We start from the raw sequence: 26,525 nt of genomic DNA, 5'->3' as shown, positions 1-26,525 counted from the left end.
GAATGCTGCTTAGTTATAACATAGTCTTATTCAGGATTTTGTTAGTTCATTTTCTAAATTTAGGGAATAAATATAGTTTAGTACCTTGCAATAAATAATACTAAGTGGTATATTATGGATAAAACAGGTACCGTGTATTGAACAGTACTAAGATAGGAAAGGAGGATGGCACTTGAACGTTCAGTTTAAAAAAGGTGTGCTTGAACTTTGTGTATTAGCACTTGTAAAACGTAAAGATAGTTACGGTTATGAACTTGTTCAGCAAATTTCTAATAAATTTTTAATATCGGAAGGGTCAGTATACCCTTTATTACGTCGTTTGACGAAAGAAGGGTATTTTCAAACGTATTTAAAGGAATCTACGGAAGGGCCACCTCGTAAATATTATCAATTAACAGAGCAAGGGGAGACGCAATTTCATTTGTTAGTAACAGAATGGCGTGATTTTGCGAAAGGGGTACAAGAAATTATTGAAGGGGTGGAATGGGATGAGTAAAGAAGGGTTTCTTAAAGAATTATCAAGTTATCTTAGAAAGTTACCAGAGGAAGAGAGGCAAGATATTTTATTGGATTATGAAGAGCACTTTCAGTTTGGACTAGAAGAGGGGAAAACTGAATCGGAAATAATACAGGGCCTTGGTTCTCCGAAAGTAATCGCGAAAGAATTACTTGCGATGTATCGCTTCGATGAAATGAAAAAAAATCCATCGACTTCAAATGTGACAAGAGCTGTTATGGCAGCAATTGGACTTAGTTTGTTTAATTTTATTATTGTGTTAGGCCCGTTAGTCGCAATTATTGCTTTTATATTTTCTTTTTGGATCGGTGGTATTGCTAGTGTAGTAACACCATTTTTCGTTATTGGAAAAGTATTTATGGGTACTTTTATATGGTTGGATCTTTTCGTTAGTATAACGTTTGTTGGGGTAGGTTTATTGTTATGTATTATCGCTTTTTATAGTACAAAGTGGTTTAAGAGATTGTGTGTACGATATGTAATATGGAACTTCAAAATGATAAAAGGAGAGTAAATGATGAAAAAACTATTTTTAATCGCTATCGCTTGTATCATTATTGGAGTAATAGGAATTTCCCAAACATATGAAAAAGCAGTACAAACTGCTGAAAAAGGCGATAAAGAAAATGTAATTAAAAACGAAACATTAAAAAATATAGAAGTTAAGTTAGATGCCGGGGATATTATTGTCCAAAAATCTCCTGACTCTTCTTTTTATGTAAAGCAATCGGGAGATGTACGTAAACAAGAGATTCGTATCGCAGAAGATGGTGACACATTAAAAATTATTGGGGAAAGAGAAAAAGGTGCTTCATTTGATTTTTCTTTTTACAATTTTAGGTTTCAAACGTCTAAATTGACTCTCCTTGTGCCCGAACGCTCTTACCAAGATATAAAAGTAAATTCATCTGCTGGACAAATCGAAATGAGTGATGTGAAAAGTGATAGCGTAAGTGTTAGAACACTTGCTGGAGAAGTAGAGTTGAAACAAGTAACGGCTAAGAATGTGGAGGGATCGACAAAAGCTGGTGAGGTGAACTTTAAGAAGGTATTAGGGAGAGTGACCGCAAAAACAACAAGTGGGGAAATAAATATTCAAGATCATGATTCTAAGTATAATCTAGAAGCAAGTTCAACTGCGGGAGATATAGATATTACTTTATCGGAAAAACCACAAGATGCGGTAATTACTGGGCAAAGTGCTGCTGGAGATGTAACAATTTTTAATGAAGAAAATAAAAATGTAACAATTGGAAATGGTAGTAAAAAGATTAGCGGTAAAACGGCTGCGGGAGATGTGACGATCGAAACTCGTTAATAAGAAATAGAATGCATGGAAATCTATCAAAATACAAAAAGAAGATAATTACCGTATATAAATAAGGTAATTATCTTCTTTTTGTTATTTTTAATGTAAATCACGATATACGCCAATTACTTTCCCGATAACTGACACTTGTTTTAAAATGATAGGTTCTAATGAAGAGTTTTCTGGTTGTAGACGGAAATGGTCTTTTTCTTTATAGAAACGTTTAACTGTTGCTTCGTTATCCTCTGTTAAAGCGACTACAATTTCACCATTATATGCAGACTGCTGTTGGCGAACAACAACTAAATCTCCATCGAAAATACCAGCTTCAATCATACTATCTCCAGAAATACGTAACATGAACACTTGGTCTGCTCCAGCAACAATACTAGCTGGAAGTGGGAAATGTTCTTCTACGCTTTCGACCGCTGTAATTGGTAAACCAGCAGTGACTTTTCCGACAATTGGAACTTGAATAACAGATTGTGTTTCCGTATCCATTCGGTCTTCACCTAAAATTTCAATGGCACGTGGTTTTGTTGGATCGCGTCGAATGTATCCTTTTTCTTCTAATCGTGATAAATGTCCGTGCACTGTAGAACTAGAAGCGAGGCCGACTGCTTGACCAATTTCACGTACGGAAGGTGGATATCCTTTTTCTTGTACTTTTAGCTTAATAAAGTCGAGAATGTCTTGCTGGCGTTTCGTTAACTTTTCCATGTTTTCTAACACCTCGTTTTCTTTCATTTTTCTTATTAATAAGTATAACATGTGAAAAAACATTCTACAAACATAAGTTCGAACAAATGGCGGATTTATGTTACACTATAGGGAAATAATAGGGAGAAAGAGGGGGTTCAAAATGAATGCAATTATTTATGCACGTGTGAGTACAACGAAAGAAGCGCAAGAAACATCATTATTACGTCAAAAAGATGAATTATTGCATTTAGCTGAGCGCTATCAAATGAATGTTACTAAGGTGATTGAAGAGCAGGCTAGTGGATATACAATTGAACGTGACGGTATATTAGAGGTGTTGGATACAATTCGAGACGAACAAATTGATGTGTTACTTATACAAGATGAAACGCGTCTTGGTAGAGGAAATGCGAAGATCGCGTTAATGCATTGTTTACATAAAGAAGGCATAAAAGTATATACGCATACACATAATGGTGAATTACAATTGTCGGATTCTGATTCAATGGTATTAGATATTATTGGTATTGTTGAAGAATATCAAAGAAAGATTCATAATTTGAAAATTAAACGAGGTATGCAACGTGCAGTAGAAAAAGGTTATCGTCCAGAAAAAAATTTAAAAAATCGTCATTTAAGTGTAGGAAGAGAGAAAAAAGAAGTGCCAATTGAGGAAATTGTACGTTTGCGAAAAAGTGAACTCACGTTTGAAGAAATTGCAGCAACATTACGTGGATTTGGTCATAATGTTTCAAAGGCGACTGTACATCGTAGATATGTAGAGTATACGAAGCAATTGCTTGATAAAGAAGAGTAACTATTGTATGATAATAATCAGTTTTGATTAGAAGGGGGATTCGAGATGATTAATCACGAACTCGTTGAACGCATTAACTTCTTAGCGAAAAAAGCAAAAGCTGAAGGTTTAACTGAAGAAGAGCAACGTGAGCGTCAATCGCTACGTGAACAATATTTAAAAGGATTTCGTCAAAATATGTTAAACGAACTTAAAGGTATTAAAGTTGTTAACGAAGAAGGTACAGATGTTACACCGACGAAATTAAAAGCTTTAAAAAAGCAAGATAATGCAAAATTAAATTAAAAGATGGGCGAAGCCCATCTTTTTTATATGTAAAAATCGTTATTTAATAACTTTCCAGTTGTTATTAACTGTTGCTTCTATCGTTTTATGTTCCAATATATAATTAGCGATAAGTTCAGACATATCTGTGGGTATATCTTTTACTACCGGTTTGTTTTGAAACATAAAGAAATTTCCCCCGCCACTTGCACGATAATTATTCATTACAACGTCATATTCTTCATTCATATTAAGAGGAGCACTGTTATGCTGTAAAGATTCTACTCTTTCACCAATTGGTTTTGAAATGTTTAATACGTATGAAATCCCTTCCCACATATCATAATTATAATGTTGTGGCTTTGGTTCTATGTAGGTAGGACTTACGGTGATGGATCCATCTGTTTTTAATGTGAAATAAGAAGCAGAGAGTTCAAGAGCATTTTTTATATCCGCTCCAGTTATTCTAATTACTTTTAATGTGTTTGGATAAATATAATTAGAAACGATGTCACGCATTGTTACATGTTCCGGGAAACCTGGAGATGTATTATGGAACAAACTTGTACAAGAAATTAATACATTAGCTATATCCATCTGTATTTTATTTATGAATTCGATAAAAGGATGATCATGCAAACGAGTTTGCATAGCATCTGAAATTTGCATATCCCCCTGAATGATTCCAATAGGTTGATCAAGCCACTTTTGTGTTTTCTCTTCGTAATCGGCTACCAATGAAAGTACATCTTGGTCAGCCTCAACTCCTTGTACAGATAATAATTCAGAAGAACTCTCTTTTTTAACCCATTTATGTTTTGTTTTTTCGAATGTTATTTTTACTTTTCCAACTGAGTTTCCATTACATCCGGTCTGTAAAATTGTTACACCGTTAGCCATTGTGTGAGCAATTTCCCGGTGTTGGTGGCCTGTTAATAAAATATCTATGTCGTCAATTTCATGGCACATTGCATATCCTTGGTTTTCTCCTGTTAAAACTTCAGTCGGTACCCCGGTTTGTAAATCTCGTTCAACTCCCCCGTGATACGCTACGACTAGTAAATCTGGTTTCTCATGTTTGCGAATGTAAGAAACCCACTTTTTCGTTGTTTCTAATGCATCTTCAAATTGTAAGTCTTTAATGTGATGGGGTTGTTCCCAATTGGTAATGTAGTGCGTTGTCACCCCTAAAATAGCAATTTTTATATTGGATTCAATCTGTTTGATTATATAAGGTTTTCCGAAATAAGGTTTCTTTATGTTTTTATCTAAAATGTTTGCTGATAGGTACGGGAAGTTCGCAGTAGTCACAGCGTTATTTAATATACCCATCCCGTAATTAAACTCATGATTGCCGATAATTGCAGCGTCATACTGTAAGTAATTTGCTAATAAGGACATTGGGTTTTTTTTGTTTTTTTCGTATGTAACATAATGATAAGTAAATGGTGTTCCTTGAATAAAGTCGCCATTATCAATTAAAAGAACGTTTGTATTTTGGGAACGTTCTTTTTTTATAAGAGTAGAAATTTTAGCTAAACCAAGTTCTGCTGGGGAGTTATCTTGGTAGTGAATAGGATAAACAGTGCCATGTATATCGCTTGTTAATAAGATGTTTAAAGTTACAGTTTGATTTTGTTCCAATATGACTCACCTTTTCTATTGTTATCTTCCAATTCATCATATCAAATATGTGAAGAGAATTTTAATGTGAGTGTATAGAATGTGTAAAGATTCTGTAAATAATCAATTATTTGTAAAAATATGTGATATATTTCTTCATGTTTATGAAAGGTTATTTTATAACAATGAAAAATGGAGGCATTAATATGTTGAAAAAAGTTTTTGCAATGAGCACAACAGTTGTACTAGCAGCGGGATTATTAAGTGGCTGTGGAACGAAGGAATCAAGTGCAAGTAAAAATGAAGATACGAAAAAAGGGTATGTACCGAAGACTTTAAATGTTCAATTTGTTCCTTCTCAAAATGCAGATACGTTAGAGGCGAAGGCAAAACCGCTTGAGAAGCTATTAAGTGATAAGTTAAATATTCCAGTAAAAGTTAGTATTTCAACGAACTACAATACAATTGTAGAAGCGATGGCATCTAAACAAGTAGATGTAGGATTTTTACCGCCAACAGCGTACGTATTAGCACATGAAAAGAAGGCTGCAAATGTAATTTTACAAGCACAACGTTTTGGAGTAGAGGATGAAACAGGAGCTCCTACAAAAGATTTAGTAGATTATTATAAATCTGAGTTTGTTGTTAAAAAAGACTCTAATATAAATAGTGTAAAAGATTTAAAAGGTAAAAAGATTGGTTATCAAGACGTAACATCATCAGCAGGGTATGTATGGCCTGCAGCTGTTCTATTAAAAGAGGGAATTGATCCGTTAAAAGATGTGAAACCTGTTACATTAAAAGGTCACGATCAGTCGCTTATTGCTCTTTTAAATGGTGACGTAGATGCAGCTGTTGTATTCCAAGATGCTCGTAATATTGTAAAAAAAGATTATCCGAATATATTCGAGCAAACAAAAATAGTGAAATTTACGGAGGAAATTCCAAACGATACGATTTCGGTACGTTCTGATTTAGATGAAGAGTGGAGCAAGAAATTACAGGATGCTTTCATTGAAATTGGAAAAAATGAGGAAGGTCACAAAATCATTAAAGAAGTATATTCACATGAAGGATATGTTAAATCTGATGATAGTAAATTTGACATCGTTCGTGAATATGGGAAGAAAGTAAAAACGCAATAATACATATGGAAATGGCAGCTAGCTGAAAGGGAATGTTTTCAGTTAGTTTGCCGTTTTGAATACATAGAAGGTAGGTAAGATGTGTGATAGAATTTCGAAATGTCTCCAAAGTGTATCCAAATGGTACAAAAGGATTGAATAATATAAACTTGAAAATTCAAAAAGGTGAGTTTGTTGTAATGGTAGGGCTGTCCGGAGCTGGAAAGTCTACACTTCTAAAATCGGTAAATCGTCTTCATGAGATTACAGAAGGCGAAATCATGATTGAATGTGAGTCTATTACTGCTGCAAAAGGAAAAGATTTACGACGTATGCGCCGGGATATTGGTATGATCTTTCAAAGTTTTAACCTTGTAAAGCGATCAACAGTATTGAAGAATGTATTAGCTGGCCGTGTTGGATATCATTCGACATTGCGTACAACGTTAGGTTTGTTTCCGAAAGAGGATGTGGAGCTCGCATTTCAAGCGTTAAAAAGAGTGAATATTTTAGAAAAAGCATATGCACGTGCTGATGAATTATCAGGAGGACAACAACAACGTGTATCGATAGCTAGAGCATTGGCGCAAGAAGCAAAAATCATATTGGCAGATGAACCTGTTGCGTCGTTAGATCCGTTAACAACAAAGCAAGTATTAGATGATTTAAAGAAAATTAATGAAGATTTTGGAATTACAACAATTGTAAACTTACATTCTATTGCTTTAGCTAGGCAATATGCGACGCGTATTATTGGATTACATGCAGGCGAAATTGTTTTTGATGGTTTAGTAGAAGCAGCAACGGATGAAAAGTTTGCTGAAATTTATGGTGACGTAGCACAGAAAAGTGAATTGTTAGAGGTGGCAGCTAAATGAATGATGTGACGATATATTCGAAGTCGATACCGAAGCCGCCGAGTAAGTTAAAACATATGTTAACGTTTATTCTATTCATTTTACTGTTGTGGGGAAGTAGTATACAGGTCGACGCATCATTTTCAAAGCTAGTAGTTGGTTTTCCTAATATAATGGATTTGTTAAAAGAAATGGTGCCGCCAGATTGGAGTTATTTTCAAGTTATTACAACAGCAATGTTAGATACAATACGTATGGCGATTATTGGGACGACTTTAGGAGCGATTTTAGCTATTCCACTTGCACTGTTTGCGGCAAGTAATGTGTTTACTAGTACATTTTTATACAGTCCAGCTCGATTGATTTTAAATTTTATTCGAACGATACCAGATTTATTATTAGCGGCAATTTTCGTAGCTATTTTTGGAATAGGACCACTTCCGGGTATTTTAGCTCTTACTTTTTTCTCAATTGGGCTCGTGGCGAAATTGTTGTATGAATCAATTGAATCAATTGACCCTGGCCCACTAGAAGCGATGACAGCTGTAGGGGCTAATAAGGTGCAATGGATTGTTTATGGAGTCATTCCACAAGTAAAAGCACACTTTGTTTCCTATGTACTATATACATTTGAGGTGAATGTACGGGCAGCGGCTGTCCTAGGTTTAGTAGGAGCAGGTGGTATTGGACTATATTATGATCGTACACTTGGATTTTTACAATATCAACAAACTGCATCTATTATCATCTATACTCTTGTTGTTGTATTGGTAATTGATTATGTAAGTACATTGTTGCGGGAGAAATTATAATGAGTAAAACGACGATAATCGTACCAAAACCGAAGAAACCGAGTGTGTATCGCTCGTTTATTTTTATAGCACTTACATTTGTTTATATATGGGCTTTTTCAGGAGTACCGCTAGAGGGAATAAAGGAAACGGCGGGAGAAATTACAAAAGCAATTATGACAGGGATATTGACTCCAGACTGGTCGTATGTATCTTTGCCAGATGGTGAAGATTTATTACATGGATTAATTGATACGTTGGCAATTGCGATATTAGGTACATTTATTTCTGCATTTTTATCTGTTCCGTTTGCTTTTTGGGCGGCAACGAATATGAGTAGTGGAAAATTAACTTCAGGATTTGGGAAATTTGTACTTAGTTTTGTTCGTACGTTTCCTGAATTAGTTATGGCTCTTTTATTTATAAAAGCTGTTGGTCCAGGCTCTTTTGCAGGAGTATTAGCCTTAGGATTGCATTCTATTGGAATGTTAGGAAAACTATATTCAGAAGGAATTGAAAACATAGATAAAGGACCGACGGAAGCGTTACTAGCAACAGGAGCAAATCGTTTTCAAATACTTTGGTATGCGGTGTTACCGCAAGTGTTACCAGACTTTCTATCGTATACGTTATACAGATTTGAAATTAATGTACGATCCGCTGCGATTTTAGGGGTTATCGGAGCAGGAGGGATTGGTACACCTTTAATTTTTGCGCTGAGTTCACGGAATTGGTCTCGTGTTGGGATTATTTTATTGGGTATTATTTTAATGGTAATTATAATTGATTTGATTTCAAGTTCGATTCGCAAACGGATTGTTTAACTTATTTGAAAAGCATCGAAGTTAGATGCTTTTTATATTTTTAAAAACGTAAGTATAGAAGAAATTTGTATAAATATACAGATAATTCTCTTTCTTTTTAAAATAAAAATAATGAAAAAGTATGTCATATTGAATACCCATACATTCCCGGAATCATTGATTTTTTTATAAAAAATCAAAAAAACATCAACATATTTGTCGATACATGTTGTATAATCTTGCGTGGGAAGCTATCATATAAATGTATAAAACGTTTACTAATATAAGCGAAGGGAAGAATAGCATGTCACATTCAATCGAACAACTTTCTATCAACACGATTCGCACATTATCCATCGATGCGATTGAAAAAGCAAACTCTGGTCACCCAGGAATGCCAATGGGTGCAGCACCAATGGCTTATACATTATGGACTCAATTTATGAAACACAATCCAAATAACCCAACGTGGTTTAACCGTGATCGTTTCGTATTATCTGCAGGTCATGGTTCAATGTTATTATACAGCCTACTTCACCTATCTGGTTATGATGTAACAATGGATGACTTAAAGAACTTCCGTCAATGGGGAAGCAAAACTCCAGGACATCCTGAGTATGGTCATACAGCTGGTGTAGATGCAACGACTGGTCCACTTGGACAAGGTATTGCAACTGCTGTAGGTATGGCAATGGCAGAAAGACATTTAGCTGCTAAATATAACCGTGATGCGTATAATGTAGTAGATCATTATACATACGCTATTTGTGGTGATGGAGATTTAATGGAAGGCGTTTCTGCTGAAGCATCTTCATTAGCTGCTCATTTACAATTAGGTCGTCTTGTTGTGCTTTACGATTCAAACGATATTTCATTAGATGGCGATTTAAATCGTTCATTCTCTGAAAGTGTAGAAGATCGTTACAAAGCATACGGATGGCAAGTAATCCGTGTTGAGGATGGAAACGATATTGAAGCAATCGCGAAAGCAATTGAAGAAGCGAAAGCTGACGAAAAACGCCCAACGCTAATTGAAGTAAGAACGACAATTGGTTTCGGTTCTCCAAACAAATCAGGAAAATCAGCTTCACATGGTTCTCCACTTGGTGTAGAAGAAACAAAATTAACGAAAGAAGCATATGCTTGGACTGCTGAGCAAGACTTCCATGTAGCAGAAGAAGTATATGACAACTTCCGTAAAACAGTACAAGATGTTGGTGAAACTGCGCAAGCTGAGTGGAACACGATGCTAGGTGAATATGCGCAAGCATACCCAGAATTAGCAAACGAATTCCAAGCAGCAATGAACGGTCAACTTCCAGAAGGTTGGGAGCAAAACTTACCAACTTATGAATTAGGATCAAAAGCAGCAACTCGTAATTCTTCTGGTGCTGTAATTAATGCAATTGCAGAGTCTGTACCATCATTCTTCGGTGGATCTGCTGACCTTGCTGGTTCTAACAAGACATACATGAATAACGAAAAAGACTTTACAAGAGATGATTACAGCGGTAAAAACATTTGGTACGGTGTACGTGAGTTCGCAATGGGTGCAGCAATGAACGGTATTGCACTACATGGCGGTTTAAAAACTTACGGTGGTACGTTCTTCGTATTCTCTGATTACTTACGCCCAGCAATTCGCCTTGCAGCATTAATGCAATTGCCAGTAACGTATGTATTCACACATGACAGTATCGCTGTTGGTGAAGATGGTCCAACGCATGAACCAATCGAGCAATTAGCAGCGCTTCGTGCAATGCCAAATGTTTCTGTTATCCGTCCTGCTGATGGTAACGAATCTGTTGCAGCTTGGAGACTAGCTTTAGAATCTACAAACAAACCAACTGCTTTAGTATTAACTCGTCAAGACCTTCCAACATTAGAAGGTGCAAAAGAAGATACGTATGAAAAAGTAGCAAAAGGTGCATATGTAGTTTCGGCAAGCAAGAAAGAAACGGCTGATGTAATCTTACTTGCAACTGGATCTGAAGTAAGCCTAGCTGTTGAAGCTCAAAAAGCATTAGCAGTAGACGGCGTTGACGCAGCTGTTGTCAGCATGCCATCTATGGATCGCTTCGAAGCTCAAACTGCAGAGTACAAAGAATCTGTATTACCAAAAGCAGTAACAAAACGTTTCGCAATTGAAATGGGTGCTACATTCGGATGGCACCGTTACGTAGGTCTTGAAGGAGATGTGTTAGGTATCGATACATTCGGTGCTTCTGCTCCTGGTGAGAAGATTATGGAAGAGTATGGATTTACTGTAGAGAACGTTGTTCGTAAAGTAAAAGAAATGCTTTAATGATTTCAGAAAAATCTCTCCAGCATGGAGAGGTTTTTCTATGTAAATGAGTTTTTTCGACAGAAAAAGTTTTTTATCTCTCCGCAGTCAGACAATCATTGCAAACTTTCTTATATATAATGAAGAGAAAAGGTTGTCCAGATTGGGAGTGGAAAAATGAAAACGTATGAATTGTATTTAATTCAAGAGGATATTGCGAAAGCTTATTTTGGTCGTGAATATTTGTTTTTTGATTTATTTGCTCGATTTTCAGAATCTGGGTCCCTTTCGGAGAAAAAAGTGTTATATAAGCAAATGATGTATATAACGATGCCATTGCAAGTAATGAAAATTCATCATAAATTAGAACAAGCTTTGCGCGTTCTTGGTAAATATGATAGAACACATCATACACATACACTTTATACGGGAGCGGAGTACGGCGAAATAATGGTGAAACCGCACTATATTCGTATGAATACCTCTGGAAATGTCTCTATGGAAACGACATTCTTTGAGGTGTTAAGAAAGTGTGAATTAACATTTTTAGCGATGGATTATGAAAATACAAAGTACGGATGGCTGAATCCTCTAAAACAAGTACGAACATATGTGTAAAAAATGTCGAATTGTATCTTGTCTTATTGAAAAGGTTTTAGTACACTGTAAGGTAGACAACATGAAGGAGGAAAATATATGCCAATTTGGTTAGGTATTCTAGTGGGCGTAGTAGCACTAGTAGCAGGCGTGGCGTTAGGATTTTTCATTGCCCGCAAATACATGATGAATTACTTACAAAAAAATCCACCAATTAACGAACAAATGTTAAAAATGATGATGATGCAAATGGGACAAAAACCTTCCCAAAAGAAAATCAATCAAATGATGAGCGCGATGAACAAGCAACAAATGAAATAAGCGCTAAAAGACACTCGCTAAGAGTGTCTTTCTTTTTGTTAGTTATAGTTTTTAAAACTTTTAAAAATTCTGTATTTTTGGTAAACTGAAAACATCGCTCATTTTAAGGGAGGAGGAAAAAAATGAAAGTATTTATGAATTTAGCGTGGTTTTTTAAACAAGAAAAACGAGCGTACATAACTGGAATTATTTTATTGTTTGGCGTTGCACTTCTAGAACTTGTAGCACCAAAAGTAATTGGAATCGTTGTAGATGAAATTAATGATGGAACATTGACGACCGATAAGTTACTAAAATGGGTTGTATTATTAGTAATTGTAGGTATTACGATGTACATATTACGTTACATATGGCGTATTATGATTTTCGGGTCTTCATTAAAATTAGCTCGCCAATTACGAAAAAATTTATATGAACATTTTACAAAGATGAGTCCATCTTTCTATCAGTCAAATCGAACAGGTGATTTAATGGCACATGCGACCAATGATATTCAAGCGATCCAGCAAACTGCTGGAGCGGGTGTTTTGACGCTTGTTGACTCATTAGCTGTCGGAGGATGTGTACTCGTAGCGATGGGTTTTACAATTAGTTGGAAGTTAACATTATTAAGTTTAATTCCAATGCCGATTGTAGCCATTTCGACAAATTATTATGGAACGTTATTACATAAAAGGTTTCATAAAGCACAGCAATCGTTTTCGGAAATCAATGATAAAGTGCAAGAGAGTATGAGTGGGATGAAGGTAATCCGGTCTCTTGGACAAGAGAAAGAAGATTTGCAGGCGTTTCGAAAAAAATCAGAAGATGTTGTACATAAAAATGTGTTAGTTGCACGTATTGATTCGTTATTTGATCCGACAATCTCTCTTATCGTTGGATTTTCTTTTTTAATCGCAGTATGTTATGGATCGGTATTAGTTGTAAGAGGTGAATTAACAGTAGGTGATCTCGTTACATTTACGACGTATTTAGGTACCCTCGTTTGGCCAATGTTAGCGTTTGGGTGGTTGTTCAATATTATGGAGCGTGGGCGTGCATCATATGACCGTGTAGAAAAAATTCTTTCACAAAAATCAGATGTAGTAAATAGCGAAAATGCTGTACATACAATAGCGAGCGGTAATGTTTCGTTTGCCGTTGATTCATTTTCGTATAAGAAAAATGAATTGTTACATTTAACCGATATTCACTTTGATTTGAAGAAGGGTGAAACACTAGGAGTTGTAGGACGTACAGGCGCAGGGAAAACGACTTTATTAAAATGTTTAATCCGTGAGTATGATCATTTTAATGGTGAATTAAAAATTGGGAAGCGAGATATTCGAGATATAACACTTCATGGTGTCCGTTCTGCCATTTCATACGTGCCGCAAGATCATTTTTTATTTTCAGCAAGTATTGGTGAGAATATTGCCTTTGGAAAGGCGGATGCTACATATAATGAAATTACCGAAGCTGCAGAGATTGCTTGTATTCATAATGACATCCTCCAATTTTCAGAAGGATATGAAACAGTAGTAGGGGAAAGAGGTGTTTCGTTATCTGGTGGTCAAAAACAGCGAATCTCTATTGCTCGTGCTTTATTAACAAATGCTGAAATTTTAATTTTGGATGATTGTTTATCAGCAGTAGATGCAAAAACAGAAGAGACGATTTTAAGTGCCTTAAAGAGGGAAAGAGCAGGGAAAACGACGATTATTACTGCACACCGATTAAGTGCAATTCAGCATGCCAATCTTATTCTTGTTGTTGATGAAGGTAGAATTGTACAAAGAGGTACACATGAGGAATTAATGAAGGAAAACGGCTGGTATAAGGAAATGTATGAAAGCCAGCAATTAGAAGCTTTAGTCGAGAAAGGAGGCGTATGATGGTAGAGAAGAAGCGAAGTGATTTAAGTAGATTGCTTTCCTATATGAAGCCATATAAAGGGTTGCTATCTTTAGCATTTATCTTTTTAGTTGGTGCGACAGTAACGGAAATGATGGGTCCTTTTTTAATTAAACAATTCCTCGATGAACACCTAGTACCGCGGGATTTTGAACGATCAGCGCTCGTTACTTTATTTGTAATTTACATAGTTGCTCATTTATTAAAAGTATTATTTACGTATTTAAATCTATTGTACTTTCAGAACATTGCTTTTAAGATTGTTCAAGATATGCGAGTTGAAGTATATGAACATGTTCAAAAGCTGTCATTAAGTTTCTTTGATCGTACGCCAATTGGTACGCTCGTATCTCGTATAACGAATGATACGGAAGCGATTAAAGATTTTTATGTCAGTGTATTATCAACATTTGTGAAAAATGTAGTCTTTTTAGTAGGCATTTTAGTAGCGATGTTTTTATTAGATGTAAAATTAGCGCTATTTTCTCTCGTATTAATTCCGATAATGTTTGCGATTATGGTATTATATCGCCGGAAAAGTGCAGCTTTTTATTTAGAAGTACGTAATCAACTAAGCGTGTTAAATGCAAAGTTGAACGAGTCCATACAAGGAATGAATATTGTTCAAGTTTTCAGACAAGAAAAACGTATGAGAAAAGAGTTTGAAGAAGTGAATAATAAACATTATAGTGCAGGGCGACGTACTTTGAAGTTAGACGCATTACTTTTACGACCAGCTACGGATTTAGTGCATATTGTAGCTATTGCGTTAGTACTAGGTTTATTTGGGATTGATGCTTTAAAGAGCCCTGTTGAAGTAGGAGTTTTATATGCTTTTGTTAACTATATACATCGTTTCTTCCAACCTGTAAATGAGATGATGATGAAATTGTCCTTTTTCCAACAGGCACTTGTTTCGTCATCACGTGTATTTCATTTAATGGACGAGAAAGATTTAGCACCGGTTCAAAAAGGCAATGAGAATCCTCAAGTCGTGGATGGAGATATTGAATTTAAAAATGTTACTTTTTCATATGATGGAAAGCGTGACGTTTTAAAAAATGTATCATTTCACGTGAAACAAGGGCAAACGGTTGCTTTTGTTGGGCATACTGGTAGCGGAAAAAGTACGATTATGAATTTGTTAATGCGATTTTATAATATTAAGTCAGGAAATATTGTAATAGACGGTGTAGATTTAGAAAAATTTGAAGAACGAGAAATTAGAAAGAAAATAGGACTCGTATTGCAAGATGCATTTTTATTTGCTGGTAATGTAAAGCAAAATATTCGTATGTATAATGAAGAAATTACGGATGAAGAAGTAAAAGAAGCTGCTCGATTTGTGCAAGCGAATACGTTTATTGAAAAGTTATCAAAACAGTATGAAACAGAAGTAGTAGAAAGAGGTGCAGCATTTTCAAGCGGTCAACGACAATTAATTGCTTTTGCTAGAACGATAGCAACGAATCCGAAAGTATTAGTATTAGATGAAGCAACAGCTAATATCGATACAGAAACAGAAGAGGCTATTCAAACAGCGTTGCAACAAATGCGAAAAGGTAGAACGACGATAGCCATTGCGCATAGGTTATCTACAATTCAAGATGCTGATCAAATTTTTGTGATGCATGATGGGGAGATAGTAGAAAGAGGAACACATCAAGAATTACTAAGTGAGCAAGGTTTGTATTATAATATGTACTTGCTACAAAATAAAGTGAGTTTGCAAAAGGCCTTGTAACACAAGGTCTTTTTTATTTTGTATACAAAATATGTTTACTCTTTGTTTCTATAGCATAAATGTCGTGTCCTCTTATGAAACTTGTACATATTGTATGTATACGAAGTAAAAAAATTGATAGGAGATTTTATATGTAAAACAGATCAAGTTCAAATGTTACGTTTATTGATGTGTCTCATTGGGAAGGGAATATTGATTGGAATGCAGTGAAGGCATCTGGAATTCCAGCAGCGTATGCAAAAGCGACAGAAGGTGTAAACTACATTGATCCTACTTTTACTAAAAATGTACAAGCAGCCCGAAGTGCGAATGTATTAATTGGTGCATACCATTTTGCACGTCCAGAACAAAATGATGCAATTTCAGAGGCGAAATATTTTGTGAGTATATTACAAAGTAACCAGACAGACTTAATGCCAGTTCTGGATTTAGAATCACCAACAGATCCGAGCAACAGTAATTTAACTGGTAACGCTATATCGAATTGGGCAAGAAGCTTCATAAATTATGTGAAACAGGCTACTGGAAAAGATGTAATGTTATATACAGGAGTTTGGTATATTAATGAGTTCAGAATTAGCGGATTAAGTGATATACCGCTTTGGATTGCTAAATACTCGAGTACACCGCCTGCTGATGCTGGTGGATGGACAGCGTGGCAGTACACAGATTCTGGACAAATTTCAGGCGTAGGAAATTGTGATGTATCAGCTGCAGTTTCATTAGAAGCTTTAAAAGGGAATGGAGCAAGTGGTGGAGGTAATGTTTCCCCGCCTAATAATGCAACTCCAGTGTACGGGGTTGCTATAATTAATGGAGATAATGTGAATTTGAGAAGTGGACCATCTTTACAGTCTAGTGTAATTCGCCAATTGAATCGTGGCGAAACATATGAAGTTTGGGGAGAACAAGATGGATGGCTTTGTTTAGGGACAAATCAGTGGGTATATAATGATCCGAGTTATATTCAGTATAAACATTATGTGGCGACTATTACTGGTGATAATGTAAATTTGCGTGATGCTCCATCATTAAATGGAAATGTTATAAGACAGTTACATCAGGGTGAATCGTATCGAGTATGGAGTAAGCAAGATGGATGGCTTTGCTTAGGGACAAATCAATGGATATACTACGATCCGAGTTATATTCAGTATGGTGTACAATAGAGTGAAAATAAAAGGTGCCCCGTCAGAGGTGCCTTTTATTAAAAATATACAACTTTTACAAAGTCTATATCGAAACCATAGTATACTATAGTAGATATATTTATAAAAAATAATCGAAAATGAAATAAAGGAGTAAAAATATGAATTATGTGCTAATAGGTGCGATTTTAATATTATTAGCTGTAGCATTTGTGCTGTTTTATAAAAATAAACAGTTAGAATCAGAGAGTCAGCAAGTAGAATTTGAAAAGAAACAAGCGATTGAAACGTATAAAAATGAAATTGCAGCTACAGTGATAGAGCATAAAGAACAACAAAATAATTTAAAAAATATGGAACAGAAAAAATACAATGATTTACAAGTAAGTGCAAATAGAGAAATTGAAAATATGCGTATGATGAAAAATCAATTAGCTATGCAGCATAGTAAAGAACGTAGTGAAATGCAAAATAAACATAATAACGAAATACATATGTTTCAAAAATTAATTGCAAATTTACGAGAATATACTAAAAACGGTGCTGAAATGAATACGTACGAAACATTACATTATATGAAGCGAGGATTCATAGAGCAAGGTATCATATTAGATGCTGAAATTCAAGTCATGCCGAATGTTTTTATTAAAAATAATAGTGAAATAAACGATAATAGAATCCATCATCTCATCTTGTGCAAAACTGGTATTTATCTACTGGAGACGAAAGAATGGAACGAGAAATTAATTCATGGTTTAACGAAAGAAAATGCTGGTATATATTCATTTATGATTGATGAAATGGGTAAGTATCAACAAGAAGTTGATAAAGAAGAGACATTTGAATATATAGTAGGTAAAGATTCGTCAACTATACAAGTGAAAAATGAAGGGAATCCAGTATATAAGGCGAAGAAACTATCTAAAATTTTATACAATTGTTTGAATGAAATGCAGGCTAATAGTATAAAAGAAAAGGTAAAACCAGTTGTATATTTTTATAATAAAAATGGAAAAGCAATAGTAGACCTTTCTAGTGAGGAAACACCTAGATTAAAAGATCGGGAGCAAATTGTAACGTTCTTCAGAAATGAAATCTTAACAGGGACAGTAGTATATACAGAGCAAGAATTAGAACAGATTCGAGAAATGATTAGCCGGATGAACTATATAGTGAGTTAAAAGGGGAGATCTTTCTGAACGATATGCTGCGTAGCATTTTGTATGGCTATTTTTGTTTGTATATAGTAATGTACATTGTATTTATATTCGTCATTGATATGGTCCATATACCCTTAAGTGTAAGCAGCATTTTTGTAGTATTCATACCATTTGTTTTATTAGTCATGATTCAAAGGGTTATTTTATATGTTTCTAAAAATCGTAATGAAGAAAAGAAGCAAATGTTGGGGGTTTTAATAGTAGCACTCATACCATTAATAGTGTGCACTGTACAATTAAGTGTAAATGAATATACATCAAAGTTTAATCAGAATAGATGGTTAAATCATGCAGATAAGCGGGTACATATGGTAGATGATCTATTACAAAAATATAAATTAATAGGGAAATCAAATGAAGAAATTACACAATTGTTAGGAGCCCCAACGGAAACGAGAAGTGGGGAAGAAGGAGTTATCACTTTGTATTATCTTGGGACTGAACGTGGCTTTATTCCAATAGATAGCGAACAGCTTGTTTTACAATTTAATAGAGATGGTAAAGTTATGGAATATACGGTGTATAAAGATTAAAGAAACGTGGAGGGAAGCTATATGTTATAGCTTCTTTTTTATTTTTCAATATGTCAAGGAAGGGGGAGAAGGTTTTTGAGTGGAATAAGGAATGAAAGCGGAGGTGATGCATATATATAGATGCATTGGGTGATTATTCGCCCGATTGCTGAGGGTTAATAATCAATAAGTACGGACAAAAAACCCACTGATGAAAGTTTCACTTTATCATATTGTATAAATGAAAAGGAGGTAAGACGGTGAAAGCAATCCCGACTGATGTCCTGAGTAAAGAATTGATGGAAAGAGAAGGAGTTATATCTATTACAGTAAAGGAATTTGAAAAGATAGAAGTAGCTGGAGTAGTAGTCGCTGGTCCAGCGGTTATTTTGATTAATCAAGATTAAGTACATATCATTGAAATAAAAAGCATCCGTTTAGGATGCTTTTTATTTGTATGTAAGGATAAATATGATGGATAATTGTGTTACTGGAGGGAAAGTCTGTGGCAATTATTATAACAATGTTAGTAATGGGTATTTTATTAGGATTTGTTGGAGCTGGAGGAGCTGGGTTTATTATCGCGATACTCACTTTAGTATTCCATATTCCTATTCATGTTGCTCTTGCAACATCTTTAACCGCAATGGCGTTTACGACATTATCAGGTGTTGTCAGTCATTACCGTGAAGGCAATGTAGCACTTATTATAGGCGGGATTGTTGGGGGATTTGGCGCAATTGGCTCTTATATTGGTTCTAAATTTGGTTCACTTATACCAGCTCATCTTCTTCATTGGTTTACAGCTGGGATGTTATTTTTATCGGCAATTTTTATGTTTATTAAATTAATTATGTTCCAAAACAAAGAACAGTCGTCTTTATATAAACATAAAGAGTTTCCCGTTAACTACTTGTTGAAATGTATATGCCTTGGATTAGTTACTGGAATGATGGCTGGTTCATTTGGGATTGGTTCTGCACCGTTTATTCAACTTGGATTAATGGTTCTATTGGGACTAACGATTCAGCAATCTGTAGGGACAACGATGCTTGTTATATTACCGATTGCAATTGGAGGCGGGCTAGGATATAGTTCGGAAGGATATTTAGATTATATATTGTTATTGCAAGTATTAATTGGGACCATGTTAGGGGCATATATTGGCGCGAAGTTTACAAATTATGCACCGCGAATGCTTTTGAGGTTTTCGATGATTATGACACCGGTTTTAGCTGGATGTATGCTATTGATGGAATAAAGTGAAATTATAATAAGTAGGGGGGACTGCTTACAAATAGCGGGATAAAATTAATATAGCAAACTATTAATATATTTTACGAATGAATTATGTAGGTAATTCATATTTCCCATATAAAAGGATTTGTTTTAATATTATGAGTGTAAAGTTCGAGTATTCGAAGTACTACTTGAATTATATCCCTATCCCTTTTCTAAAAATGCGAACAAGTTTTGCCCTATTCTATTCAATAGTTAATTGCATAGAAATATATTGTTCGATGACCATTATGGAACGTACATAATGGGAAAATCCCGATCCTTAAAGAGGATGCCCCTAATCTTCATGTGAAAATATGATCGGATAAGAAAGCTGACCAATTGATGGTCAGCTTTCTTTTTGTTCAAAAACTATTTCTTCTTTAATTTCTGTTTGTAATAATAAAGCTTTTCCGAAACGACGTTTACATTCTGCACGCACTTTTTCAATGGCTAGTAGCTGAGTAGTGGCGGGAACGGTGACAATAGCTTGGCGAGGCTTTCGATTTTTTTCACAAAAGACACATTCCACAACATAATTAGAAATCATATTTTCATCCTTCCAGTTTTAATTTCTAAAAAGGGATTGTCTATGAAGTTGATGTAATTTTTCGTCATTGTTTTATTATTTTCCTCTTTTTTTCAAGGGGAAAATAAAAAAGAGGGCGAATTTTAGTAGGGGAGGGATGTTTATGGAGAGATGGATAGGTAGTGCAGCGGTATGTGTAAATGAAAGAAATGAAGTTTTAATGGTACTGCAGGGAAAAGAGGGAGAAGAAAAAAGGTGGTCTGTCCCAAGTGGAGGACTTGAAAAGGGAGAGACACTAGAAGAATGTTGTATTAGGGAAGTTTGGGAAGAAACAGGTTACAATGTGGAAGTTGTAAATAAAATATATGAAAAAGAGGGTATTACATACGGTGTTCCAGTGTATGTCCATTATTATTTTGTTAAACAAATAGGCGGTAATATGAAAATCCAAGATCCTGATGAGTTAATACATGAAATTGCTTGGAAAGGGATACATGAAGTTGAACAATTGTGTTTAGCTTTTCCAGAGGATTATGAATTGCTGTGCCAATATATAGATAAAGAAGCAAGTATGTAAATACTTGCTTCTTTAATGTATCCAAGACAAGAAAAGCGGAACGATAACTAAACTAGCGCCTGCTGTTAAAAGCATAGATAAACTTGCAATTGTTCCTTCCACAGGACCGATTTCGAATGCTTTTGATGTACCGGTTCCATTTGCGCTTGTTCCTAACATAATACCTTTTGCGATTGCTGTTTTAATACGGCAAATACGTATGAGAGAAGGACCGAGCAATGCTCCTGTTAAGGCAGTTAAAACGACAAATACAGCAGTTAATTGTGACATGCCACCAATCATTTCTGAAATAGCCATTGCGATTGGTGTTGTTACGATATGTGGCGCTAAACTATGTTCTAGTGATGAATCAATTTGAAAATAATTTGCTAGTAGTGCTGAAGTAATGACTGATAAAAACGAACCGACAATGACATTAAGTAAGATAGCCATTCCATGTTTCTTTAATAAATCAAAGTATTTATAGATTGGCCATGCAAAAGCAACTGTTGCGGGTTTTAATAATTCAGTTAACCAGTGACCACCAGATTCATATGTTTCATAAGGTGTATTTAATCCGAGCAATAAAGCAATTAAAATAATGGGACAGACGAGAAGAGGAGAAAGTAGACTCCAATTCCAACGTTGATACATTTTTTTTGATATCCAATATGTGAATAGTGTTAATAGTAAACAAAGAAATCCGATCATTGCGTTGATCCTTTCCGCTTTAGTAGCAATTCTGTTAAAAGTCCTGTAACTAAGGTAACGCAAAGAGTGCTAATCATAATAATTAAAATGAGATCGATTCCATATTGTGTTAGTGTATCTCTGTAACGTATGACAGCGACTGCAGAAGGGATGAAAAATAAAATAAGTTCTTTTAATAAAAAATCTGCTCCGTCCTGTATCCATTCTTTTTTAACTAGGTTAAATTTTAATGAAATTAATAATAAAAAAATACCGATTATACTTCCTGGAACTGGGAGGTGTGCCTGTTTTGCAATCCATTCACCTGTCCAAGCGAAAGAAAATAGTAATAAAATTTGTCCGCTTAACTTCCACCATTTCATACAGTAACCACCTCTTTCTTTTTTTACATAAAAATTGTAAAAAAGAATTAACAATTTCTACTATACGTTCATTCGAAATATTTGTCTAATATATAAATTATATGGTATTAATATATTAGACGTATTAATCGAAAGTGAAAAGGGTGTCCAAAAATGGAATTACGGCATTTGCAATATTTTGTTGTTGTGGCAGAAGAGTTACACTTTGGACGGGCAGCTGCTCGTTTACAAATGACACAACCACCACTTAGTCAACAAATACAGCAATTAGAAAAAGAAATGGGAGTTACATTATTTTCAAGAACGAAAAGAAAGGTTGAACTAACAGAAGCAGGAGAAATGTTTTTAAAAGAAGTAAAAAAAGCGTTTGAACAAATTGAAAAAGCAGTAGAAGTTGCACAAAGTGCACAAAGGGGAGAAGTAGGATCACTTTCAATTGGTTTTGTAGGTGCGGCGATATATGATATTTTACCATCAATTGTTAGGGAATATAGAAAGAAATTTCCGAGAGTGTCTGTTGCATTACATGAATTGTCAACACCAGATCAAGTTCATGCACTTCATGATAACCGTATCGATATTGGCTTTTTACGTCCACCAATTCCAACACAATTATTAGAATTAGAGCCAATTCAAAGGTTATCTTGCACCTTATGTTTACCAAAGGCACATCCACTTGCAGAGAAAGATGAAATACATATAGAAGATTTACGAGATGAGCCGTTTGTATTTATTACGAGACCAGTATGGCCAGCTTTGTATGATACAATTTTATCTCTTTGCAGAGAAGTTGGATTTAGTCCACGCATTGTACAAGAAGCAACAGAGTATCAAACAGTTATGGGGCTTGTAGCAGCAGGGATTGGAATTACAGTAATACCCGTATCGGCAAATAAGTTATATAAAACAGAAGTTGTATATAAAGAGTTATATGATTCTAATTTTGTGGCAGAAATGTCAGTGGCTTACAAAAAAATGAATAGTAATCCAGAGCTGCTAGAGTTTTTAAAAATTGCAAGAGAGAAGAAAAGAATAGAAGTAGAAGATGAATAATAGTAGTAACAGAAAATGGATTTAATTCAAATCTATAAAAGTACACCTTATTAAACAATAAAGCGGAAATGCAACTTAAGTTGCATTTCCGCTTTATTGTTCTTTTTTTAGCTCGATACTAAATAGATAAACGTGTTCATTTTCTTTTAAGAGTAGATCAATACCTGTTTCTTCATCAATGGTAGGAACGCTTACAGTTTCTTTACTGGTTTGAATTACAGCAGCTAAAGTTGTTTTTTGATTGTATTTTAAATTTTTTATAGATTGAATTGTAGTAGTTGCAGAGCTATTTACGCTTCGTGGTTCTTCTTCATGAACAAGCGTTGAACCACCTTCAATATTCATATACCACTGCCTTTTTTCTTGTATATCTTTATCGAATTGGAAATGTGGTGGTAAAAAAGAAAGCTTTACTTTCTTTTTTGAAAAATGTGAGGTAGCTATATTAGCAATTTCTTTTGTTTTTTTACCATTGTTATAATAATCAATTGTAGCATTTATTTCATCTTTATCATTTTTAAGCGTAACGTTATAAAACATGCTATTTCTTTCTTGAAAAGGAGTCATTTGTAAAATAGAAGCTTGCTCTTTTGTTAATTTGTATGGCTCAACAATGGCAATTTCATTGTTTTTTAGTTGGCTACAACTTGTGAGTAATAATAAAGACAAGATTGATAGTAATTTTATACGCATGCAATCTCCTCCTTTTTACAATTATATTCTAAATGTGATTTTTTTATCATTTCGTTTTCTAGGACTAAAGACTTAGAAGAAATTCCGATTGTAGTGCGATGTTTAAAATGTCATATTTTTATACACTAGTAGTATAGAATGTGTATGTAATAAGGTAGGGGAAGAATGTTATGTCTTTATGTCGGTTAGCGAGAAAAAATATTAGAACATTTGCTACCAAAAGGATGAAGCAATTTATGTGGATTGCTATGAGTACTATGATTTTGTTTTTTATGATATCGTTACAATTTAATGAAGGAGCTATTTTGAAAGTAGGGGATGCATTTGTATTTCAAATGTATTTTTACACACTTTTTATTGTATTAATTTTCATATGTATTTTTACTACATATAAAATGATGTACTCTCTTTTGCATGTGAGGAGGGAGGAGTTTACATCTTATGTAGCAGAAAATATGAAAAGAAAAGAGGTACTATGTGTATTATGTCAGGAGCAATTATTCATTTATGGAGCAGCATTTGTTTTCGGATTAATTAATGGGATGCTATTTTTGAAATTATTCACGGTTATCTTTATGAAAATCGCAGGGATACAAGGAATAAATAGTGCGCCAATTACAATATATGCAGTTGTAATTATTAGTATAATTATTATGACTGTCGTTTTAATATCGATGATGCAATGTTATCGATTTGTTCGAAGTTTAAAGGGTGAAAATTCGTTGCGGTTTAAAGAAAGGGCATGAGAAATCATGCTTTTTTCTATTTTACACATAAAAATAATCATGTTACAGTGAAAAGACCTGACAAAGAATGGGAAGGAAAGGTTGTATAGAATGACAAATGAACAATCAATTGTAAAAGTCGATCGGTTAACGAAGCGAATCGGATCAAAGACACTTGTACAAAATATTAGTTTTGAAGTGAAAAAAGGCGAGGTTGTCGGTTTACTCGGACCAAACGGTGCTGGAAAAACGACTTTAATGAGAATGATGGTTGGTATGATCCGTATGACAGAAGGTGAAGTATGGATTGATGGTCAATCTGTGAAACAGCAATTCGAAAAAACCGCTGCGAAAATTGGAGCGGTAATTGAGACACCTGAATTTTATCCTTTTTTGAGTGGCTATGAAAATTTAACATATTTCGGACGAATGAATGGTAATGTGACTGAAGAACGTATCGATGAAGTAGTGAAATTGTTAGGGATGGGACAAGTAATTGATCGCAAAGTAAAAGCGTATTCACTCGGCATGAGACAACGTTTAGGAATCGCTCAGGCGCTTATTCACAATCCAGACGTGTTGATACTAGATGAACCGACAAATGGATTAGACCCTAGTGGAATACATGAAATGAGAATGTACATAAAAAAAATTGCACATGAACAAGGAAAAGCTGTACTTGTATCAAGTCACTTACTTTCAGAAGTTGAATTAATGTGTGACAGAGTTATCATTATTCAGCACGGGGAATATGTGGCTACGCAAAATATTCAGCATAGCCAAAGCGAAGAGATGGAGACGATCCGTATACGTGTAGATGATGCGAATAAAGCAGCAGAAATATTAGGGCATGATGTTTTAGTAAAAGATAATGAATTACTTATTAATGTAAAAGATGAAGAAATCCCAAATGTTATTCGTACATTGCTTGAGAAAAATATTCAAGTGTATCGTGTATATGAAGAAAGAAAAACGTTAGAAGAGCAATTTTTAGAATTAACAGGGGGAAAAGATATTGTTTAATTTAGTATATAACGAACTGTATAAAATATTTAAGCGGAAGCGAACGATTATTCCATTTGCAGTTATTGCAGTATTAATAATCGGATTAGGATGGGTTACGGTAAAGTATTTTGAACCGGAAACAAAAGGATGGAAAGTAGATTATACAGAACGAACTGTAGAAATTGAGAAAAAGCTTGGCATGAAAAAAGAAGCTATTTTAGCAGAAAAATCAGGGGATGAGCTTGTAAAAGAATACCAGCTTAAGATGAAGCATTTAGATACGGATACAGCACCGGCAAGCAGTTCTCCACTTTCTTTCATGAGAGATACAGGTTTTATCGTATTTCCAATTTTGCTCCCATTTATCCTCGTGTATGCAAGTACAATTTTTGCGAATGAATATAGCTGGGGAACATATAAATTTTTAACGATACGACCAGCGAGTCGCTTTAAAATTTTAACAGCAAAATTTTTAGCAATCGTTATATTTGCAGCTTTATTATTTATATTTAATATGATCTTCTCCGCTTTATGTGGACTTGTTATTTATAAATTCCAACAGCCTGCATGGAGTGAGTTTATTTTCCAAGATGGAAATATAATAAAACAAAACATTTTTGTAGAAGCAAGTAAATATTATGTTTTATCGTGGTTACCAACGGTTGTGTACGCATCGTTTGCATTTATGATTTCTGTGTTAACGAGATCTAGTGGAGGTGCAATTGGTATTTCACTATTCCTTGCTTTATCAGGCAATATTGCGTTATTAGCAGCCACTAGATATAACTGGGCGAAATATTTATTGCCAGCAAACACAGATTTATATAGTATTTCAAAGAACGGAAGTTTTATTGATGGAGTAACATTCCCGTTTGCATCATGTATGTTGCTACTTTATTTGTTCGTATTTTTATGTATTTCATATACTGTGTTTTTAAAACGTGATTTAACTTAATAAGAAAAGCCGTTCAGGGTGTGAACTGCACCCCAATTGTTAGACACAGTCTAACAATTGGAGGTGCAGTTTTTTGTATGACAAAATTTACGAAGGATTTAAAGTTAACGCTCGTTCAAGGATTTAATCCGA

Annotated in this window: 30 protein-coding genes; 24 read left to right on the top strand and 6 right to left on the bottom strand. The window is 34.7% G+C overall.

Annotation, left to right across the window (positions count from 1 at the left end; all coding sequences use genetic code 11):
* Window positions 1-172: 172 nt before the first annotated feature.
* Genes ACTFSL_RS29220 through ACTFSL_RS29210 form a run of 3 tightly spaced genes read left to right on the top strand, consistent with a single transcriptional unit; the run spans window position 173 to window position 1,835 of the window.
* Window positions 173-496, top strand: coding sequence for a PadR family transcriptional regulator (locus tag ACTFSL_RS29220; protein ID WP_001102628.1), 324 nt, complete (start codon window positions 173-175; stop codon window positions 494-496).
* Window positions 489-1,031 (top strand): DUF1700 domain-containing protein, encoded by a 543-nt coding sequence (locus ACTFSL_RS29215; protein WP_000031383.1) that lies wholly within the window; start codon window positions 489-491, stop codon window positions 1,029-1,031. Before ACTFSL_RS29220 ends, ACTFSL_RS29215 begins: the two co-directional genes overlap by 8 nt.
* Window positions 1,032-1,835: a DUF4097 family beta strand repeat-containing protein gene (locus ACTFSL_RS29210; protein ID WP_440042832.1), complete on the top strand. Its 804-nt coding sequence runs from the start codon at window positions 1,032-1,034 to the stop codon at window positions 1,833-1,835. It begins immediately after the preceding gene.
* Between the two features lie 90 nt (window positions 1,836-1,925).
* Here ACTFSL_RS29210 and lexA read toward each other — a convergent pair whose 3' ends face one another.
* Window positions 1,926-2,546: a transcriptional repressor LexA gene (gene lexA, locus ACTFSL_RS29205; protein WP_000413738.1), complete on the bottom strand. Its 621-nt coding sequence runs from the start codon at window positions 2,544-2,546 to the stop codon at window positions 1,926-1,928.
* Between the two features lie 142 nt (window positions 2,547-2,688).
* Between lexA and ACTFSL_RS29200 the strand changes: the two genes are divergently transcribed.
* Both ACTFSL_RS29200 and ACTFSL_RS29195 read left to right on the top strand, forming a co-directional pair.
* The gene (locus tag ACTFSL_RS29200; protein WP_000991469.1) at window positions 2,689-3,345 is read left to right on the top strand and encodes a YneB family resolvase-like protein; all 657 of its coding nucleotides are present in this window, start codon (window positions 2,689-2,691) and stop codon (window positions 3,343-3,345) included.
* Window positions 3,346-3,390: 45 nt separating this feature from the next.
* Window positions 3,391-3,630 (top strand): DUF896 domain-containing protein, encoded by a 240-nt coding sequence (locus ACTFSL_RS29195; RefSeq protein ID WP_000607015.1) that lies wholly within the window; start codon window positions 3,391-3,393, stop codon window positions 3,628-3,630.
* A gap of 39 nt (window positions 3,631-3,669) precedes the next feature.
* On the opposite strand, the gene ACTFSL_RS29190 is transcribed toward ACTFSL_RS29195, so the two are convergent.
* Window positions 3,670-5,253, bottom strand: coding sequence for a bifunctional metallophosphatase/5'-nucleotidase (locus ACTFSL_RS29190; RefSeq protein WP_088338323.1), 1,584 nt, complete (start codon window positions 5,251-5,253; stop codon window positions 3,670-3,672).
* 185 nt (window positions 5,254-5,438) lie between these two features.
* Here ACTFSL_RS29190 and ACTFSL_RS29185 point away from each other — a divergent pair, with 185 nt between their 5' ends.
* The 14 genes from ACTFSL_RS29185 to ACTFSL_RS29120 all read left to right on the top strand — a co-directional run bounded on the left by ACTFSL_RS29185 (window position 5,439) and on the right by ACTFSL_RS29120 (window position 19,787).
* Window positions 5,439-6,377, top strand: coding sequence for a phosphate/phosphite/phosphonate ABC transporter substrate-binding protein (locus tag ACTFSL_RS29185; protein WP_088338322.1), 939 nt, complete (start codon window positions 5,439-5,441; stop codon window positions 6,375-6,377).
* An 83-nt stretch (window positions 6,378-6,460) separates the two neighbouring features.
* Complete coding sequence (phnC, locus tag ACTFSL_RS29180; RefSeq protein WP_000569244.1) at window positions 6,461-7,234, top strand: phosphonate ABC transporter ATP-binding protein; 774 nt, start codon at window positions 6,461-6,463, stop codon at window positions 7,232-7,234.
* Complete coding sequence (gene phnE, locus ACTFSL_RS29175; RefSeq protein ID WP_001000763.1) at window positions 7,231-8,025, top strand: phosphonate ABC transporter, permease protein PhnE; 795 nt, start codon at window positions 7,231-7,233, stop codon at window positions 8,023-8,025. The genes phnC and phnE (ACTFSL_RS29175) overlap by 4 nt, the downstream gene beginning before the upstream one ends.
* Window positions 8,025-8,828 carry a phosphonate ABC transporter, permease protein PhnE gene (gene phnE, locus ACTFSL_RS29170; RefSeq protein ID WP_000047897.1) on the top strand — a complete coding sequence of 268 codons (804 nt, stop codon included), beginning with the start codon at window positions 8,025-8,027 and terminating at the stop codon, window positions 8,826-8,828. Before phnE (ACTFSL_RS29175) ends, phnE (ACTFSL_RS29170) begins: the two co-directional genes overlap by 1 nt.
* Window positions 8,829-9,111: 283 nt before the next feature.
* Window positions 9,112-11,112, top strand: coding sequence for a transketolase (tkt, locus tag ACTFSL_RS29165; RefSeq protein WP_000019769.1), 2,001 nt, complete (start codon window positions 9,112-9,114; stop codon window positions 11,110-11,112).
* Between the two features lie 156 nt (window positions 11,113-11,268).
* The gene (gene sirA / locus ACTFSL_RS29160; protein ID WP_000860645.1) at window positions 11,269-11,709 is read left to right on the top strand and encodes a sporulation inhibitor of replication protein SirA; all 441 of its coding nucleotides are present in this window, start codon (window positions 11,269-11,271) and stop codon (window positions 11,707-11,709) included.
* Window positions 11,710-11,787: 78 nt separating this feature from the next.
* Window positions 11,788-12,009, top strand: a complete 222-nt coding sequence (locus ACTFSL_RS29155) for a YneF family protein (RefSeq protein WP_001123317.1) — start codon at window positions 11,788-11,790, stop codon at window positions 12,007-12,009.
* Window positions 12,010-12,131: 122 nt separating this feature from the next.
* Window positions 12,132-13,883 carry an ABC transporter ATP-binding protein gene (locus tag ACTFSL_RS29150; protein ID WP_000862451.1) on the top strand — a complete coding sequence of 584 codons (1,752 nt, stop codon included), beginning with the start codon at window positions 12,132-12,134 and terminating at the stop codon, window positions 13,881-13,883.
* Window positions 13,883-15,646, top strand: a complete 1,764-nt coding sequence (locus tag ACTFSL_RS29145) for an ABC transporter ATP-binding protein (protein ID WP_440042830.1) — start codon at window positions 13,883-13,885, stop codon at window positions 15,644-15,646. Before ACTFSL_RS29150 ends, ACTFSL_RS29145 begins: the two co-directional genes overlap by 1 nt.
* A gap of 170 nt (window positions 15,647-15,816) precedes the next feature.
* Entirely contained in the window at window positions 15,817-16,815 is a 999-nt protein-coding gene (locus tag ACTFSL_RS29140) for a GH25 family lysozyme (protein ID WP_000020118.1), read from the top strand.
* Between the two features lie 140 nt (window positions 16,816-16,955).
* Window positions 16,956-17,975 carry an NERD domain-containing protein gene (locus ACTFSL_RS29135; RefSeq protein WP_001110270.1) on the top strand — a complete coding sequence of 340 codons (1,020 nt, stop codon included), beginning with the start codon at window positions 16,956-16,958 and terminating at the stop codon, window positions 17,973-17,975.
* A 23-nt stretch (window positions 17,976-17,998) separates the two neighbouring features.
* Complete coding sequence (locus tag ACTFSL_RS29130) at window positions 17,999-18,547, top strand: hypothetical protein (RefSeq protein WP_088338320.1); 549 nt, start codon at window positions 17,999-18,001, stop codon at window positions 18,545-18,547.
* A gap of 239 nt (window positions 18,548-18,786) precedes the next feature.
* Window positions 18,787-18,933 carry a BC1881 family protein gene (locus ACTFSL_RS29125; RefSeq protein WP_000644411.1) on the top strand — a complete coding sequence of 49 codons (147 nt, stop codon included), beginning with the start codon at window positions 18,787-18,789 and terminating at the stop codon, window positions 18,931-18,933.
* 98 nt (window positions 18,934-19,031) lie between these two features.
* Complete coding sequence (locus ACTFSL_RS29120; protein WP_000974657.1) at window positions 19,032-19,787, top strand: sulfite exporter TauE/SafE family protein; 756 nt, start codon at window positions 19,032-19,034, stop codon at window positions 19,785-19,787.
* A 366-nt stretch (window positions 19,788-20,153) separates the two neighbouring features.
* Here the strand turns inward: ACTFSL_RS29120 and ACTFSL_RS29115 are convergent, their stop codons facing one another.
* Window positions 20,154-20,354: a DUF3903 domain-containing protein gene (locus tag ACTFSL_RS29115; RefSeq protein WP_000625227.1), complete on the bottom strand. Its 201-nt coding sequence runs from the start codon at window positions 20,352-20,354 to the stop codon at window positions 20,154-20,156.
* 142 nt (window positions 20,355-20,496) lie between these two features.
* Here ACTFSL_RS29115 and ACTFSL_RS29110 point away from each other — a divergent pair, with 142 nt between their 5' ends.
* Window positions 20,497-20,910, top strand: coding sequence for an NUDIX hydrolase (locus ACTFSL_RS29110; RefSeq protein WP_000442982.1), 414 nt, complete (start codon window positions 20,497-20,499; stop codon window positions 20,908-20,910).
* 12 nt (window positions 20,911-20,922) lie between these two features.
* Here ACTFSL_RS29110 and ACTFSL_RS29105 read toward each other — a convergent pair whose 3' ends face one another.
* Together ACTFSL_RS29105 and ACTFSL_RS29100 are read right to left on the bottom strand one after the other, a co-directional pair.
* Window positions 20,923-21,600: an LrgB family protein gene (locus ACTFSL_RS29105; RefSeq protein WP_000578962.1), complete on the bottom strand. Its 678-nt coding sequence runs from the start codon at window positions 21,598-21,600 to the stop codon at window positions 20,923-20,925.
* A complete protein-coding gene (locus ACTFSL_RS29100; RefSeq protein ID WP_000872376.1) occupies window positions 21,597-21,962 on the bottom strand; it encodes a CidA/LrgA family holin-like protein in 366 nt (121 codons plus the stop codon). The genes ACTFSL_RS29105 and ACTFSL_RS29100 overlap by 4 nt, the downstream gene beginning before the upstream one ends.
* Before the next feature lie 153 nt (window positions 21,963-22,115).
* Between ACTFSL_RS29100 and alsR the strand changes: the two genes are divergently transcribed.
* Window positions 22,116-23,015: an acetoin biosynthesis transcriptional regulator AlsR gene (alsR, locus tag ACTFSL_RS29095; RefSeq protein WP_000423234.1), complete on the top strand. Its 900-nt coding sequence runs from the start codon at window positions 22,116-22,118 to the stop codon at window positions 23,013-23,015.
* 93 nt (window positions 23,016-23,108) lie between these two features.
* Here the strand turns inward: alsR and ACTFSL_RS29090 are convergent, their stop codons facing one another.
* Window positions 23,109-23,708: a hypothetical protein gene (locus tag ACTFSL_RS29090; RefSeq protein WP_001220627.1), complete on the bottom strand. Its 600-nt coding sequence runs from the start codon at window positions 23,706-23,708 to the stop codon at window positions 23,109-23,111.
* 170 nt (window positions 23,709-23,878) lie between these two features.
* Here ACTFSL_RS29090 and ACTFSL_RS29085 point away from each other — a divergent pair, with 170 nt between their 5' ends.
* The 3 genes from ACTFSL_RS29085 (at window position 23,879) to ACTFSL_RS29075 (ending at window position 26,393) form a co-directional block, all read left to right on the top strand.
* On the top strand, window positions 23,879-24,454 hold the full coding sequence (locus tag ACTFSL_RS29085; RefSeq protein ID WP_000050625.1) for an FtsX-like permease family protein: 576 nt from the start codon (window positions 23,879-23,881) through the stop codon (window positions 24,452-24,454).
* A gap of 90 nt (window positions 24,455-24,544) precedes the next feature.
* The gene (locus ACTFSL_RS29080; RefSeq protein WP_000180624.1) at window positions 24,545-25,456 is read left to right on the top strand and encodes an ABC transporter ATP-binding protein; all 912 of its coding nucleotides are present in this window, start codon (window positions 24,545-24,547) and stop codon (window positions 25,454-25,456) included.
* On the top strand, window positions 25,449-26,393 hold the full coding sequence (locus tag ACTFSL_RS29075) for an ABC transporter permease (protein ID WP_000482759.1): 945 nt from the start codon (window positions 25,449-25,451) through the stop codon (window positions 26,391-26,393). Before ACTFSL_RS29080 ends, ACTFSL_RS29075 begins: the two co-directional genes overlap by 8 nt.
* Window positions 26,394-26,525: the final 132 nt, after the last annotated feature.

This window comes from Bacillus cereus group sp. MYBK108-1, assembly GCF_051917185.1.
Lineage (GTDB): Bacteria > Bacillota > Bacilli > Bacillales > Bacillaceae_G > Bacillus_A > Bacillus_A cereus.
This window is presented reverse-complemented; position numbering and strand designations above follow the sequence as displayed.